Raw genomic sequence first — 14173 nt, forward strand, 5'->3', positions numbered from 1 at the left:
GTCTGCGTCTTTCAGATCTGGTCGGGAGCGCTGATGCCGAGCAGGGAGAGGCCACCGGCGAGCACCACCCCGGCGGCTTCGGCGAGCGCGAGCCGGGAACGGTGGGCGGCCGAGGGTTTCTCGTCGCCGAGGGGCAGAACGGTGTGCTGGAACGCGAGAAGCGCGTCGGCGACGGCCTCCAGGTGCCGGGCGACCCGACCGGGGGCGCGCAGGCGGGCGGCGGAGAGCAGGACGGCGGGGTGATCGCCGAGGAGGGAGAGGAGCCCGGCCGCGTCGACGGACTCCTCGTACGCGGGCGCGAACCCGAGCTGAGCGGCGTTCCGGAGCAGCGCCCGGGCCCGGGCGTGCGCGTACCGCACGCGGAACAGCGGATTGCGCTCGTGCTGCACGAGGAGGGGCGCGCCGGGCAGGACGCGGTCGTGCGCGGCGGGCCGGAGGAAGGCCCAGCGGATGACGTCGTCCGGAAGATCACCGGCGTCCCCGCGCGCCCCGACCGTGGTCCCGTCGACGGAAGCGGGAAGCACGGCGAGCCGCTCGCCGCCGGGGCTGATGGCGGCATCGGCCCCCTGGCTGCGCAGCAACCGGAGCACGGTCTCGGTGAGGACCGCGGCGCGGGGCTCGAGGGCAGGCAGGAGACGGACGCGGTCGGAGGAGAGGGCGTCGGAACACCCGTAGCGAGCCCCGGCGGCGAGGACGTCCCGAACGACGACGCCGTCACTGTCCCCGTCGAGGGTGAAGTTGAGGAAGCCGGGCCCGGTGATGTCGACGGCCCGGATCCCGGGGCGGTCGCGCAGCCGCTCCTCGAGGATCGCGGCGACATCGAGCGCCGAACGCCCGGCCGGCCGGGCGAGCCCGAGCGCGACACTGCTGGCGTAGTCCCCGACACCGCCTCCCCGAGGCCGCTCGACCTTGACGCTCGAAGGCACGTCGACGATCAGCGCACCCTCGTCAACCGCACGGCGCACGGCGTGCAGCACGGTGAGGGAGAGGTCCGCGGGGGTCACGGGACCAGCCTAGGGGAGGAGGGGGGGCCGAACGCGAACCGGTTTCGGCATGTGGGCGGCAGCAGCGAATGCGGACGCCCCCCTTACGCCTCCGCTGCACGCACTGCACACACTGCACGCGCCGACGCCGAAGGACGCCGACCTACGCCTGCGCCTACGCCTACGCCTACGCCTAAGGACTCCTACTGACTGACTGGCTCCGGCTGACTGGCTCCCGGTGCCTGTCCCCTACGAAGAAGGCGTCGGCCGCGGAAGCCCACAGCTGGCGGCACTCCCGGCCCCGGGCCTGCCGTCGTGTCCTCCGTCGTATCTGCCGTCGTGCCTGCCTTCGTGTCCGCCTTCGTGTCTGGCGTCCGCTGCGGGCGGCTCCTCACCGGCGTCCTGACCGGCATCCTGACCGGCGGCTCCGTCGCGACGCCCGCGCCGTTCGTGGTGGATGAGCTGACGCACGACCCGCACGAGCTCGGTCGGCTCGAAGGGCTTGGCAAGAAACGCGTCGACCCCGGAGACTCCCCCACCGTCCGTCTCGTACTCGGTGCAGGCACTGATGATCGCCACCGGCAGGTGGCTGGTCCGGGGATCGGACCGCAACCGCGCCGCGGTCTTCAGCCCGTCCAGCCGGGGCATGACGACGTCGAGGGTGACGACATCAGGACGTACCTGATGCACGACATCCAGACACTCGGCACCATCGGCCGCGGTCACCACCTCGAAGCCCTCGAGTTCGAGATTGACCCTGATCAGCTGACGGATCACCCGGTTGTCATCGACAACCAGCACCCGCCCGGACACGCCTGACACACCTCGAGAGTAGGTCGAGGGGAGAGGCTGCGTCCGGGTTTTGCCCACTTCCGACCCGTGCGGGGGAACACCCCCATGGTGACGCGGCGGAAATACCTGTTCACAGGCACCCGCACGGAGCTGGTAGGGTTCTACCCGTCGCCGCCGAACGCGGCAACGCCCCCGTAGCTCAGGGGATAGAGCAACGGCCTCCGGAGCCGTGTGCGCAGGTTCGAATCCTGCCGGGGGCACTTCGCAGGAAGTGCCAAAAGACCCCGCCATCAGCGGAAACGCTGAGGACGGGGTCTTGTTGTATGCGCGGCGTGGGCGGCGCCGAGCAGCCGTACGACAGGGGTCGCGGCCTGGTCGCGGCCCGGGCCGTGGGGCATCGGTGCAGGTTGGGGCAGGCGACGAGGAAGGCCCTGGGACGGGTCCCAGGGCCTCACGCGGGAGCGACGCGGTCCGGCTAGTCGGCGGTCACTCCCCAGTAGCCGATCAGGTCCGGCCGGCCCTCGCGATAGAGCACCACGCAGTTCCCCTGCGCGCGGTCGGGGAACTCCAACCGCCCTGTGTCGAGGGCCTCGTCCCAGTCCTCGTAGGTGGGCCGGCCCCCCGGAGACCATGCCCGCACTTCGCTGTCGGTCAGCGGCCGCATGAACGGCCCATCACTCTGATCCGTGGCGTCGACCATGTCGGGGAAGTCCAGCACGGTGCACGTACCGCCGGTGAAGATGTACTCGTGCCATTCCGGATCGCGCCACAGCTCCTCGACGGTTCGTCCTTCGAAGCCGTGGTCGTCCTCCGCCAGGCTCGCCTCCTGGGCCTGCCGGAAGGCAGCTGCCAGATCACGTTGATACGGGCCCGTCTGCGTCCACGCGTTACCGCCCACCCCTGTCCCCTCCCCATTCCAACTGTCCGGACGGAAGCGCAGCGTAGGCGGTCACACTGACAGTCCCCCCTCGGGTTCGGGGCGCGGAGCCGGGGCGCGTGGATGCGCGCCCCGGTGGGTGGGCGGCCGTCAGGCGCGCTTGATGGGGTCGTCGAAGGCGGACCGCCCGGGGCGGGGATGAGGAATGCAGGACCGGTGGAGACCGGAATCGACCGCGTCAGGTCGCTTCTCGCCCGCCGTCGACCGGTCGGCGGGCCTCCGCCAGCGCGACCGTGAGGATGAACCACTCCAGAACCTCCTGGATCTCCTTGCCGTGTTCGGCGAAGACCTCCAACGGGAAGGACGGGCGCAGGTCCAGCTTCGCTTCGGCGAGGTCGATGCCCGGGACCTGGTTCAAGCGGGCCATCAGCTCGCGCCGCAGCAGCTCGTCGTCGAAAGGCGGCCGGCGCTTGAGGTACTGGAAGACCACCTCGACGGTGCCGGTCACCGGGTAGAGGGCGATCGGCCACAGGGAGCGCGCGGGACGACCGCCGAGGTGCAGCGTCGGGAAGCAGCTGGTCTCGCTCTTGCGACCGTAGTCGTGGGCGCCGCCCTGCTCCTCCCAGAAACGGAGGGCAGCCAGCACTCCCTCCACGGTCTCGGGGGTCTGGTTGTCACGCAGCAGCGTCTCGAAACGGCCTGCGGCGCTCTCGCTCTCGGCGCCCGCAGCTGCTTCCTGGGCGGGTGCCTCGTCCTCGAAGCCGTCCTTGCCCACCAGGGTGGCCAGGTCCGCCGCCGTGAGCCGGTAGGAACGACGGGCGCGGCCCCACTCGTCGAACGGGACGCCCTCGGACTCCAGGACCGTCCGCGGATCGCCCAAGGACGTCTGGCCGTCGGGCCAGCGGAAGCCCGCGGAGATCTTGCCGTCGGCCATCAGGACGCGGTACGCGCCGTGCAACTCGGGCCTCGTCGCGATGTGGCCGCCGACCGCGACGGCGTGCGTACCGATGAGCGCCGCCAGGTCGCCGTACGTCGTCCAGGTCCCCGCGGGCATGCTCAGCAGAGCCTGCCGCAGCTCTCCCCAGCCCGCCCACTCGTCATCGGCCTGGACGACATCGTCGATGGGGCCGGGCCACAACCGCACGGCCCGGTCGGCCAGTTCCTCGGCACGTGCGGAGATCTCCGCCCGGCCCCAGCGTTCCTCGGCCGCGATGCGCTGGTTCATCCGCAGGGCGCTGGAGTCGAGGATCTCCTGCTTGCGGCGGAAGGGATGGTTGGACAGGCGGGCGTTGTCGCCGGAGAGGGTGAGATTGCCCAGGGTGTGGACGAGCTGGGTGTGCAGCTCCTCGGGGCTCTCGCCCTCGGCGGCCTCCTCGGCGAGCAGGTCGAACCACTGCTGCGCGGGATGCTGCGGCAGTACGTGCTCCACGGTGAGCTGCGCCTTGGTGTAGTCGACCGGCTCGCTGGCGCCGTAGCTCTCCTCGAAGCGCCGAAGGATCTCGAAGCGCTGGTTCGACCGCCCGGACTTGTAGAAGGGGCGTCGGTGGACGGCTTCGCGTACCCAGGTGTCGGACGGCCAGACGCGTGTGCCGGTCTTGCCCGAAAGGGCGCGGCGTACCGCCTGCGCGATCGATCCTCCCGCCTCCGCCTCCTTGTCCACCTCCTTGGGGAGTTCCATGAAGGTCCGGTTGTTGCCCGTGGTGGAGTGGCCGGTGAAGAGGCGCCGGACCATATAGCTCTCCGCGTACGACAGAGCTGTGGCCGCCTCCTCCGGGGTGCAGGTGCCGTCGTCCACACGGTCGAGCAGGAGGAGCGTCAACGGATAGTGCATCTGGCTGCCCCAGCGGGCGAGCCGCTCCAGCACCTCGCGCAGGGCCGGGGCACTCTCGCGCTCCGGCTCGACGATCCTCATCAGGCGGTCGGCCCGGACGTACAGGCGCGCGATCTCCGCCTCCAGCGCGGCCTCGTCGGAACTCAGCGGCTCAAGACGCTTCTTCTGGTCACGGTAGATCTCGCTCTGCTTGGCCCGGTTGTCGCCTCCGACGACCAGGTCGAGCCAGACGAGCAGCTCCAGCCGGGCCGGTCCGAGCAGCTCCTGCATGGGCAGCCAGAGGTTGCGGTAGACGGCTTCGCCGCGGTTGGGCAGGCACATGAAGAGGTAGTTGCGCAGCAGGTCGCTCTGGCTCAGGCCGACACCGGTGTTGTTGATGGACTCGAAGATCCGGTAGACGTTGTCGCCCTCGGCAGCGGTGATCGACACGATGGTGAGGAAGTCCCTGAGCACGGACTCCACGGCGCTCGCCCACTCCTCGCCGGCGGCCTCCTCCCCTTCGGTCAGCGCGGCGAGGAAGAAGCGGTACGCACCGCCGACGTTGCCCGCCGCACCGGCCTTCGGGAGCGACTCCACGCACGCGACGAACGCCTCGCGGTCGGCCTGCGTCGGCAGCAGCCGGTAGTGGTCGTTCCCGTCCTGATAGCCGTTGACGAGGATGAGGTCGTGGATGCGCGAGGCCTGCTTGTCCCTTCCCCGCGCCCGGTGGTGGTCCCGGAGCGCGGTGAAAGCGAGCATGAGCGTCGTCAGCCGCTGCTGGCCGTCCACGACCAGCCAGCGCTGCATCCCGCCTGCGGCGACCCGTTCCGGCGCCAGCACCACGGAGCCGATGAAGTGGGCCGCGGGCGGCCTTCCTTCCAGCTTGTCGTCGACGACTTCGAGGACGTCGTCCCACAGCTGCTGGAGTTCGGGCCGCTCCCAGCTGTAGGTGCGTTGGTAGAGCGGGACCTGGAACTGCGTCTCACCGTTGACCAGCTTGCTGAACGTCGTCTCATGGGCGTGCACGTGGGTCCCCTCCCGATCCTTCCCCATCGGCCCGCAATTGTGCCGCACCCGGGTACGGTGATCAGCGGAATCGACAACCGTACGACCGGGGGCGCGTGCCATGGCGACGCTGGGGATCCACAGGGACTTCCTCCTGGAATTCGCCAAGCTCGAGAAACCCGTCCAGAAACGTGTCCACGAGGTCTTCGACAAGTTCCGGCAGCACCGGCACGCCGGCCTGCACCTGGAGAAGCTGGAGAAGTGCCGCGACCCGCGGATCCGGACCATCCGCATCACCCAGTTCATGCGCGGTGTGGTGCTGGCTCCCGAGGCCGGGGACAGCTTCCTGCTGCTCAAGGTCATGGCCCACGACGACGCCATCGCCTGGGCTGTCAAGCACCGGGCGACCGTCAACTCCGCGACGCAGGGCATCGAGCTTCGGGACGATGTCGGCCTGGAGTACGCGACCGCCGGGGCCGAAGCGGTCGCCGAGACCGCCCCGGCAGGCACCCGGCGACTCTTCGCGCACGTGTCCGACAAGGATCTGATCCGTCTGGGCGTCGACGCGGACCTGCTGCCGCTGGTCAGGCACTTGAGCGACGAGGCCCAGCTCGACGCACTCCACAAGATCCTTCCGGAACAGCAGTACGACGTGCTGGCAGGCCTGGCTGCCGGGATGAAGCCGGAGGATGTGTGGCGCGAGGTCGTCGTGGTGCAGCTGGAGCAGTCCTCGGACCCGCAGCTCTCGGCCACCACCTCGGCCACCACCTCGGCAGGCGCGCCTCCTGGGGCGCTCTCGGAGCAGGACGAGTTCTCCGCCGCCATGGCACGGTCGCAGGGTCGCATCGCGCTCGTGTCGGGCCCCGACGAGCTCCTCGACATCCTCTCCCGCCCGTTCGACGCATGGCGGGTCTTCCTGCACCCCAGCCAGCGCCGGATCGCCTACCACTCTGCGTACTCGGGACCGGCCCGGGTCACGGGCGGGCCCGGGACCGGGAAGACGGTGGTCGCCCTCCACCGCGCCCTCCACCTCGCCCGACGGCTGCCGGCAGACGCCCCCGACGCATCGATCCTCGTGACCACCTTCACCAAGGACCTCGCGGCGGATCTGCAGAGCAACCTCGAACTCCTCATCCCCGAACCGGGTCTGCGCGCGAAGATCCAGGTCGTCAACGTCGACGCCCTGGCCCATCAGATCGTCCGGGAGAACCGCGGGGCTCCGCTCGCCCTGGTGACCGGACAGCGGGAGATCGCCGCACGCTGGGCCCGGGTCGCCCGCAAGCTGGACATCGACTTCACCGACGTGTTCCTCGACCAGGAATGGCGACAGGTCGTCCTGGCGCAGGACCTCCGGTCGCCCGAGGAGTATCTGAAGGCGCCCCGGACCGGGCGGGGAACCCCGCTCAGCCCTCTGAAGCGCGCCCAAGTGTGGCGGGCCGTGGCGGCGTTCACCCAGGAACTCCGGCAGGCGGACGAGTGGACGTTCCTGCAGGTGTGTGCCGAGGCCGCGCGGATCCTCGACGAGCAGGCGGCGCCCCGCCGCTACCGCCATGTGGTGATCGACGAGGCACAGGACCTCCACCCGGCCCAATGGCGCGTGCTGCGCGCCTCGGTCGCTCCGGGGGCGGACGATCTGTTCATCGCGGGCGACGCGCACCAGCGGATCTACGGCAACCGGGTGTCGCTGCGCGCCCTCGGGATCTCCGTGACCGGTCGGTCGACCCGGCTGCGTATCAACTACCGGACCACGAAGGAGATCCTGACCTGGGCCACCCGCCTGGTGGCGAAGGCGCAGGTCGACGACATGGACGGCGGAGAGGACTCACTCACCGGGTACCGGTCCGCCTATCGAGGGGCCGTACCGGAGCTCGGCGGGGCGTCCAGCAGGTCCGAGGAGATCGCCGGCCTGGTGGCGCGGATCGCGGAATGGACCGGCTCCGGTGTGGCACCGCACGAGATCGGCATCGCCGTACGGTACGTCCAGCTGGGCAAGGACATCGCCATGGCTCTGGAGCAGTCCGGACATCGGGCGACGGTGCTCGGCTCGTCACCCGTGACGGGAGCGGGGGTCCGGATCGGCACCATGCATCGCATGAAGGGTCTCGAGTTCCGCTGCGTGGTCGTGGCGGGTGTGAACGACGGAGTGGTGCCGATGCAGAGCGCCGTCACCGCGGAGGACGTGGATCTGCAGCAACACCGTGAGGACATGCTGGGCGAGTTGAGTCTGCTCTTCGTCGCCTGCACGCGTGCTCGCGAAGCTCTCCACGTGTCCTGGCACGGGACTCCCAGCCCCTTCCTGCCGCTCGTGGTGAAGTAGCGGCGCCCTGGAAACGGAGCGCGCGGCACACTCACGTGTGCCGCGCGGCCCTCAGGCTGTAATGGCCCTTACTTCACGTTGATCGCCGTCCACGTCGCCGCGACCGCGTTGTACTCGGCGCTGCCCGCGCCGTACAGGTCCGTGGCCGCCGAGAGGGTGGCGGTGCGGGCGCCCGCGTAGTTGGTGGAGGAGGTCATGTAGGTGGTCAGGGCCTTGTACCAGATCTTGTAGGCCTTCTGGCGGCCGATGCCCGCCAGGGTCGAGCCGTCGTAGGTCGGGGAGTTGTAGGAGACGCCGTTCAGGGTCTTGGCGCCGCTGCCCTCGGACAGCAGGTAGAAGAAGTGGTTGGCCGGGCCCGAGGAGTAGTGGACGTCGAGGCGGCCGACGCTGCTGGACCAGTAGTCGGCGGAGTTGCCGTCCTTGCTGGGCTTGTCCATGTAGCGCAGCGGGGTGCCGTTGCCGCGGATGTCGATCTTCTCGCCGATGAGGTAGTCGCCGGCGTCCGTGGAGTTGGCCGCGTAGAACTCGACCGAGGTGCCGAAGATGTCGGAGGTGGCCTCGTTCAGGCCGCCCGACTCCTTGCTGTAGCGCAGACCCGCGGTGGAGGCGGTCAGGCCGTGGGACATCTCGTGGCCGGCCACGTCGAGGGAGGTGAGCGGCTTGAGGTTGTTCGTGCCGTCGCCGTACGTCATGCAGAAGCAGGAGTCGGACCAGAAGGCGTTGACGTACGCGTTGCCGTAGTGGACGCGGCTGTAGGCGGCGACGCCGTCGCCGCGGATGCCGTTGCGGCCCAGCTCGTTCTTGTAGAAGTCCCAGGTGACGGCCGCACCGTAGTGGGCGTCGGCGGCCGCGGTCTCGCGGTTGGTCGCCAGGCCGTTGCCCCACGTGTCGGTGGAGTTGGTGAAGAGGGTGCCCGTGCCGTTGGTGCCGCCGGCCAGGTCGTACGTCTTGTGGCCGCCGCGGGCGGTGTCGGTCAGCGTGAAGCCGGAGGCCGTGCCGAGGGTGACCTGGCCGCTGTACTGGGTGTTGCCGACGCCGGTCTCGATGGCCTCGTAGGAGTACAGCTCCTTGCCGGTGTTCGCGTCGGTGATGACGTGCAGCTCGCTCGGGGTGCCGTCGTGCTGCAGGCCGCCGACGACGGTCTCCCAGGCGAGGACGGGCTTGCCGGTGGCGGCCCAGATCACCTTGCGGGCGGTGGAGGCGGCGGCGCCCTTGGCGTCGGCGGAGGCGACGGCGGCCTGCTTGGCCGTGGCGGCCGCGACGGCCGGGGTCGTGCTCGCCACCGATATCCGGGCGTTGGTCGCCTTGGAGGTCGAGCGGGCGCCGTTCTTCTTCTCGTGCACGACGAGGTCGCCGCCGAGGACCGGCAGGCCCTCGTACGTGCGCTCGAAGCGGGTGTGGACGGTGCCGTCCGCGTCCTTGACGACGTCCCGGACGACCAGCTTCTCCTGGCCGGAGAGGCCGATGGCCTTGGCGGTGGCGGCGGCGCCGGCCTGGGCGTCCTGGATGGCGGCGGCGCGCTGGCCACCGGAGAGCACGAGCGCGGTCGCGCCCGCTTCGCGCTGGGCGTCGGCGTTGGCGGATCCGGTCTGGACTCCGACGACGACCATGGCGGCCGAGGCGATCAGGGCGGCGGCTCGGGCGGTGGTACGGGGGGTACGGCGCGAGGACTGCTGGCGGGTCACGCGGGCTCCTTCGCTGTTACGCGTGGGGGATCTGTGTGGGGGGTGGTGCGGGAGTGAGCGTGCCAGCGAGCAGCCCTGATTGACAGGTATGCAACAAGGATTTGACCGACAGTTGTCCGAAGGGCGGCCAACTCCGTCCGCTATACGGCGAGCTGACCGCCTTGAGGGTCGTAGAGGGGTCCTATGGGGGTGGGGTAGGGGCGCCGTTGAGGGTGCAGAGGAGGAGGCCGGCCCTCCACCCTGATGACATTCGCACCAGTTTGGAGGGTTAACTAACCTTGCTTCGCGGGCTGTTGCGCCTCACGCCCGCGTCGGGCCGCCGACGCTGCCCGCAGCGGCCTCCGTGCCGGCTGCGGCCTCTGCAGCTGCGGTGGCGGTGGCGGCTGCGGCTGCGGCTGCGGCTGCGGCTGCGGCTGCGGCAAGCGAGTCGACCGTGAGGTGGTGCAGGATCGGCGGCTCGGTGCCGGCGCGGGGGGAGGACTTCAGGGCTACCGCGCCGTGGTGGGCCGGGCCGCAGGGGAGGTCGTAGAAGGCCCAGTCGGCCGGGCGGTGGTGGTGCGTGGCCGGGCGGCTGTGCGCCGTCGGTTCGACGGTGGCCCCCACCACCTCCTTCCGCCCCTCCGACTGGCCGCCCACGTAGTCCAGGTGCGGCGCCCGCCCGAGGCCCGTGCCCAGGCCCTTCAGATACGCCTCCTTGCGGGCCCAGATGCGCCCGAACGCTGCCGCCCGCGCCGTCGGGTCCCCCGTCGGACCGCCCGCCGCCTCGATCTCCGCCCGCTCCCCCGGGTGCAGGACGGACAGCAGGTCCGGTACGGCCGCCGGCTCCGGGCGCAGTTCGACGTCCGCGCCGACCGGGACCGGCGCGGTCGCGATCAGGATCCGGCCGCGGGTGTGCGACAGCGAGAAGTGCAGCGGCGGCACGGGGGCGCCGGACAGCGCCGGACGCCCGTGCGGGGCCCCGCAGCACGGGCAGGGCTCGCGGGTGAAGGTCAGGCTCCCGGGTCGTACGTCGAGGAGCTCGCCCAGTACGACGCGCAGCGCGACGTGGGCCGTGGTGTAGAGCACGCGGTCGGCGGCGCGGAGGAAGGCGGCCGCCCGCTCGCGTTCGCGCGCGTCGAGGACGGACGTGTCGAGCCGGGCGGCCGAGCCGGCTTTGGGCGTCTCGTCGAGGTCCAGGAGCCAGGCGTCGGCCTGCATCGTTCGGAGTCCTCCGGCTGTTCCGCAGAGTCGCTGCGCGCTGCGCGCTGCCGTCGCCGCGCGGCTGGGGGCAGCCTTGACCGTACACGTGCCCGCCCCGTGTACACGTGCCCGTCCCCATCCCCGTACACGCCCCCGTCCCCGTACACGTCACCGCAGACGTGCCGGCGCCCGCGCCCTTACACGCGTACGGGCGCGGGCAGGGGGACGAGTAGAGGCAGGGCGCCGGGCACGGGGACGAGTACGGGCAGGACGCCGGGCGCGAGCACGGGCATGCGTGCCGTCACGCCGAGCGCTTGCGCGGGGTCGCCTTCTTCGCCGTCGTGGACTTGGCCGGCTGCTTCTTCGCCGTCGTGGCCTTCTTCTCCGCGGCCGTCTTCTTCGCACTCGCCTTCTTCGCGGTCGTCTTCGTCGTCGCCTTCGTCGCCGTCGACTTCGCCGGGGTCGTCTTCGTCGCGGCCGACCGGGCCGTCTTCGCCGTCGACTTCCGGGCCGGCGCCGCCGTCTTCTTCGCCGCAGTCCGCGCCGTGGACTTCTTCGCGCCCGTCTCCTTCGGCACCGGGGCCGCCGTCTTCCTGCGGCGGCGGAGCTCCGTGACCCCGGCCGCCTCCGCCTGCTCACCGCGGGCCTCCTTGGCCGCGCGCACACTGCTCTCCAGGGCCGCCATCAGGTCGATGACCTGTCCGCCACCGGCCGCCGCAGGCTCCGCGGGGGCGAGCCCGGCGCCGCCCTCGGCCTTCGCCGCGATCATCTCCTCGACGGCCTCGCGGTAGTCGTCGTGCAGCGTGCCGATGTCGACCTCGCCGAGGGTGGCCATCAGGGCGTCCGCCAGGTCGAGTTCGGCGTCGCGCACGGTCACCGGGGTCTCGGGCGCCACGCCCTCCGGCGCGCGGATCTCGTCCGGCCAGAGCAGCCCGTGCATGGCGATCACGTCGTCCACGACCCGCAGCATGCCCAGCCGCTCCCGCCCGCGCAGGGCGTACTTCGCCACCGCCACCCTGTCGCTGCGCTTCAGCGCCTCGCGCAGCAGCGTGTACGGCTTGGCGGCGGGCACTCCGTTGGCGGAGAGGTAGTAGGCGGCGTCCATCTGGAGCGGGTCGATCTCACCGGCCGACACGAAGGCCACGATCTCGATCGTCTTCGCCGTCGGCAGCGGCAGGGCCGCCAGGTCCTCGTCGGTGATCGGGATCATGGTCCCGTCGGCGTCCTCGTACGCCTTGCCGATCTCCGCCTGGGTGACCTCCTCCCCGTCCAGCTCGCACACCTTCTTGTAGCGGATGCGCCCGCCGTCCTCGGCGTGGATCTGCCGGAACGAGACCGAGCGGCTCTCGGTGGCGTTGACCAGCTTGATCGGGATGCTGACCAGGCCGAAGGATATGGCCCCGTTCCAGATGGATCGCACAGTTCATCCCCTTTCTGGGGCTTTGCGGCGTATGCCATGGTTCCCGTCATATGTATGGGAATCGTGGGATTCTCATCGTATGACGCCCATCACAGAGGTGGAGGGGCGGCGCCTGGCCCTCAGCAACCTGGACAAGGTCCTCCACCCGGCCACCGGCACCACCAAGGGCGAGCTCCTCCACTACTACGCCACCGTCGGGGCCGCGATCCTGCCGCATCTGCGCGACCGCCCGGTGTCCTTCCTGCGCTACCCGGACGGCCCGGACGGGCAGCTCTTCTTCACCAAGAACCCGCCGCCCGGCACCCCCGCCTGGGTGAACACCACCCCGGTACCGCGCTCCGACGCCCCCCGCGCCCGGCAGGTGATGATCCAGGACCTGCCCTCGCTGATGTGGGCGGCCAACCTGGTCGTCGAGTTCCACACCCCGCAGTGGCGCGAGGACTCCCCCGCCGTCGCCGACCGGCTCGTGTTCGACCTCGACCCCGGCCCGCCCGCGAGCGTCGTCGAGTGCTGCCGGGTCGCCCTCCACCTGCGGGAACGCCTCGCCGCCGACGGGCTCACGGCCCACGCGAAGACCTCCGGGTCCAAGGGACTGCACCTCCTCGTCCCCCTGGTCCCGGCCCCCTCCGAACAGGTCTCCGCCTATGCGCGCCGACTCGCCGTCGAGGCGGAGGCCGAGCTGCCGCGGCTCGTCGTGCACCGGATGGCGAAGGCCCTGCGGCCCGGCAAGGTCTTCGTCGACCACAGCCAGAACGCCGCCGCGAAGACCACCGCCACCCCCTACACCCTGCGGGCCCGCCGGCTGCCGACCGTCTCCGCCCCGGTCACCTGGGAGGAGGTCGCGGAGGTGGGAGAGGGCTCGGAGGGCGGTGCTCCCGACCCGCTCGTGTTCCTCATGGACGCCATCGCGCCACGTCTGGAGACGTACGGCGAGCTGCTCGCCCCGCTCTTCGACCCGGACGCGGCAGGGGTCCTGCCGTGACGCCCGCCGCCCGCGCACAGGACCCGGGCTCCACCGCGGGACCGGACGTCGTCCTGCGGCCGCCCGTGGAGGTCATGCGCCCGAAGGCCGTGGACGAGATGCCCCGGCAGGGCAGCACCCCCGGCGGCTTCCAGTACTCCCTCAAGCTCGACGGATTCCGCGCCCTCGCCTTCGTCCTCGACGACCGCCAGGTCTTCCTCCAGTCCCGGAACCGGCGCGACCTGGCGCCCGAGTTCCCCGGCATCGCCGCGTACCTCGGTGAGGCCCTGCCCCCGGGCATCGTCCTGGACGGCGAGCTCTGCGCGTACCGCGAAGGGCGGCTCAGCTTCACCGACCTCCTGCGTTCGCACCGGGACCGCGAGCGGGCCGGGATTCCCGTCTCCTACATCGCCTTCGATCTGCTCGCCCTCCCCGGCCGCGACCTCCGCGGCCGCCCCCTCCGTGAACGCTGGGAGCTCCTCGGCACCGCCCTCGACGGGACCGGCCCGCCCCTCCAGCGGGTGCTCGCCACCGGCGACGAGGAGACCGCCCGCGAGTGGTTCGGCGCGCTGCGTGACGCGGGGGTCGAGGGGATCGTGGCCAAGGCCTGGAACTCGACGTACCGGCCGGGCCACACCTGGTCCTGGCGGAAGATCCGGCACGCGGACACCGAAGACGCCCTGCTGGTCGGGGTGTTCGGGCCGCCCCACCGCCCGACCGCCGTGCTCGTGCGCCTGGCGGACGGGCGCGCCCTGCGCACCGCGCCACGGCTGACCGGGCCGCAGGCCCGCGAGGTCGCCGAGCTGGCGGCGGGCCGGCTCGCCGCAGCCCTCGTGAACGACCCCGAGCACGGACCCGTCCGACCGCTCACGGCCCCCCTGCCCGTCGAGCTGCGACTGATCCGCAGCCGCCAGGACGTGGCACGGTTCGTGCGCGTACGGGAGGAGGTCGACGGCCCCGGAGACGGTGGTCCCGGAGCAGGCGGTCCCGGCGAAGGCAGGCCCCCCGCCTGACCGCGCGGCCCGCGCCCCGCCGCCCGCGCCCCGCGGGCGGCGCCCCCCACCCCGCGCCCCCGTGCACGGACCCGCGGGTCAGCTCCCCTGCGTGGACTCACCCCCTCCCCGTACGCGAACGCGCCCTTCGG

The 14173-nt window shown here is 71.4% G+C and carries 10 protein-coding genes and 1 tRNA gene; 4 read left to right on the forward strand and 7 right to left on the reverse strand.

Annotated features, from left to right (window positions below; translation table 11 throughout):
* Positions 1-11: 11 nt before the first annotated feature.
* Both nrtL and AB0M16_RS03600 read right to left on the reverse strand, forming a co-directional pair.
* Entirely contained in the window at positions 12-1004 is a 993-nt protein-coding gene (gene nrtL, locus AB0M16_RS03595; protein WP_365338295.1) for an ArgS-related anticodon-binding protein NrtL, read from the reverse strand.
* Between the two features lie 228 nt (positions 1005-1232).
* Complete coding sequence (locus AB0M16_RS03600) at positions 1233-1805, reverse strand: response regulator (protein WP_365338297.1); 573 nt, start codon at positions 1803-1805, stop codon at positions 1233-1235.
* A gap of 158 nt (positions 1806-1963) precedes the next feature.
* Between AB0M16_RS03600 and AB0M16_RS03605 the strand changes: the two genes are divergently transcribed.
* Positions 1964-2035: transfer RNA gene (locus AB0M16_RS03605), tRNA-Arg, on the forward strand.
* A 215-nt stretch (positions 2036-2250) separates the two neighbouring features.
* Here AB0M16_RS03605 and AB0M16_RS03610 read toward each other — a convergent pair.
* On the reverse strand, positions 2251-2673 hold the full coding sequence (locus AB0M16_RS03610; protein ID WP_365338299.1) for a hypothetical protein: 423 nt from the start codon (positions 2671-2673) through the stop codon (positions 2251-2253).
* A 217-nt stretch (positions 2674-2890) separates the two neighbouring features.
* Positions 2891-5488: a DUF262 domain-containing protein gene (locus tag AB0M16_RS03615; RefSeq protein ID WP_365338301.1), complete on the reverse strand. Its 2598-nt coding sequence runs from the start codon at positions 5486-5488 to the stop codon at positions 2891-2893.
* A gap of 100 nt (positions 5489-5588) precedes the next feature.
* Here AB0M16_RS03615 and AB0M16_RS03620 point away from each other — a divergent pair, with 100 nt between their 5' ends.
* The gene (locus AB0M16_RS03620) at positions 5589-7784 is read left to right on the forward strand and encodes a UvrD-helicase domain-containing protein (protein ID WP_365338303.1); all 2196 of its coding nucleotides are present in this window, start codon (positions 5589-5591) and stop codon (positions 7782-7784) included.
* Between the two features lie 68 nt (positions 7785-7852).
* On the opposite strand, the gene AB0M16_RS03625 is transcribed toward AB0M16_RS03620, so the two are convergent.
* The 3 genes from AB0M16_RS03625 to AB0M16_RS03635 all read right to left on the reverse strand — a co-directional run bounded on the left by AB0M16_RS03625 (position 7853) and on the right by AB0M16_RS03635 (position 12068).
* A complete protein-coding gene (locus AB0M16_RS03625; RefSeq protein WP_365338738.1) occupies positions 7853-9394 on the reverse strand; it encodes a M4 family metallopeptidase in 1542 nt (513 codons plus the stop codon).
* 375 nt (positions 9395-9769) lie between these two features.
* Entirely contained in the window at positions 9770-10666 is an 897-nt protein-coding gene (locus AB0M16_RS03630; RefSeq protein WP_365338305.1) for a 4'-phosphopantetheinyl transferase superfamily protein, read from the reverse strand.
* Positions 10667-10949: 283 nt separating this feature from the next.
* Positions 10950-12068, reverse strand: a complete 1119-nt coding sequence (locus tag AB0M16_RS03635; protein ID WP_365338307.1) for a Ku protein — start codon at positions 12066-12068, stop codon at positions 10950-10952.
* Positions 12069-12147: 79 nt separating this feature from the next.
* Here AB0M16_RS03635 and ligD point away from each other — a divergent pair, with 79 nt between their 5' ends.
* Both ligD and AB0M16_RS03645 read left to right on the forward strand, forming a co-directional pair.
* Positions 12148-13050 carry a non-homologous end-joining DNA ligase gene (gene ligD / locus AB0M16_RS03640; RefSeq protein WP_365338309.1) on the forward strand — a complete coding sequence of 301 codons (903 nt, stop codon included), beginning with the start codon at positions 12148-12150 and terminating at the stop codon, positions 13048-13050.
* Positions 13047-14042: a DNA ligase gene (locus AB0M16_RS03645; protein ID WP_365338311.1), complete on the forward strand. Its 996-nt coding sequence runs from the start codon at positions 13047-13049 to the stop codon at positions 14040-14042. The genes ligD and AB0M16_RS03645 overlap by 4 nt, the downstream gene beginning before the upstream one ends.
* Positions 14043-14173: the final 131 nt, after the last annotated feature.

The sequence above is a fragment of the Streptomyces sp. NPDC051921 genome (assembly GCF_040680975.1).
In the GTDB taxonomy this organism is placed as follows: domain Bacteria; phylum Actinomycetota; class Actinomycetes; order Streptomycetales; family Streptomycetaceae; genus Streptomyces.

Excerpts from the sequence above, each read along its gene's own strand:
- AB0M16_RS03620 (WP_365338303.1), top strand. The coding sequence starts at position 5,589 with ATGGCGACGCTGGGGATCCACAGGGACTTCCTCCTGGAATTCGCCAAG.
- AB0M16_RS03625 (WP_365338738.1), bottom strand. The coding sequence starts at position 9,394 with ATGGTCGTCGTCGGAGTCCAGACCGGATCCGCCAACGCCGACGCCCAG.
- AB0M16_RS03630 (WP_365338305.1), bottom strand. The coding sequence starts at position 10,666 with ATGCAGGCCGACGCCTGGCTCCTGGACCTCGACGAGACGCCCAAAGCC.
- ligD (WP_365338309.1), top strand. The coding sequence starts at position 12,148 with ATGACGCCCATCACAGAGGTGGAGGGGCGGCGCCTGGCCCTCAGCAAC.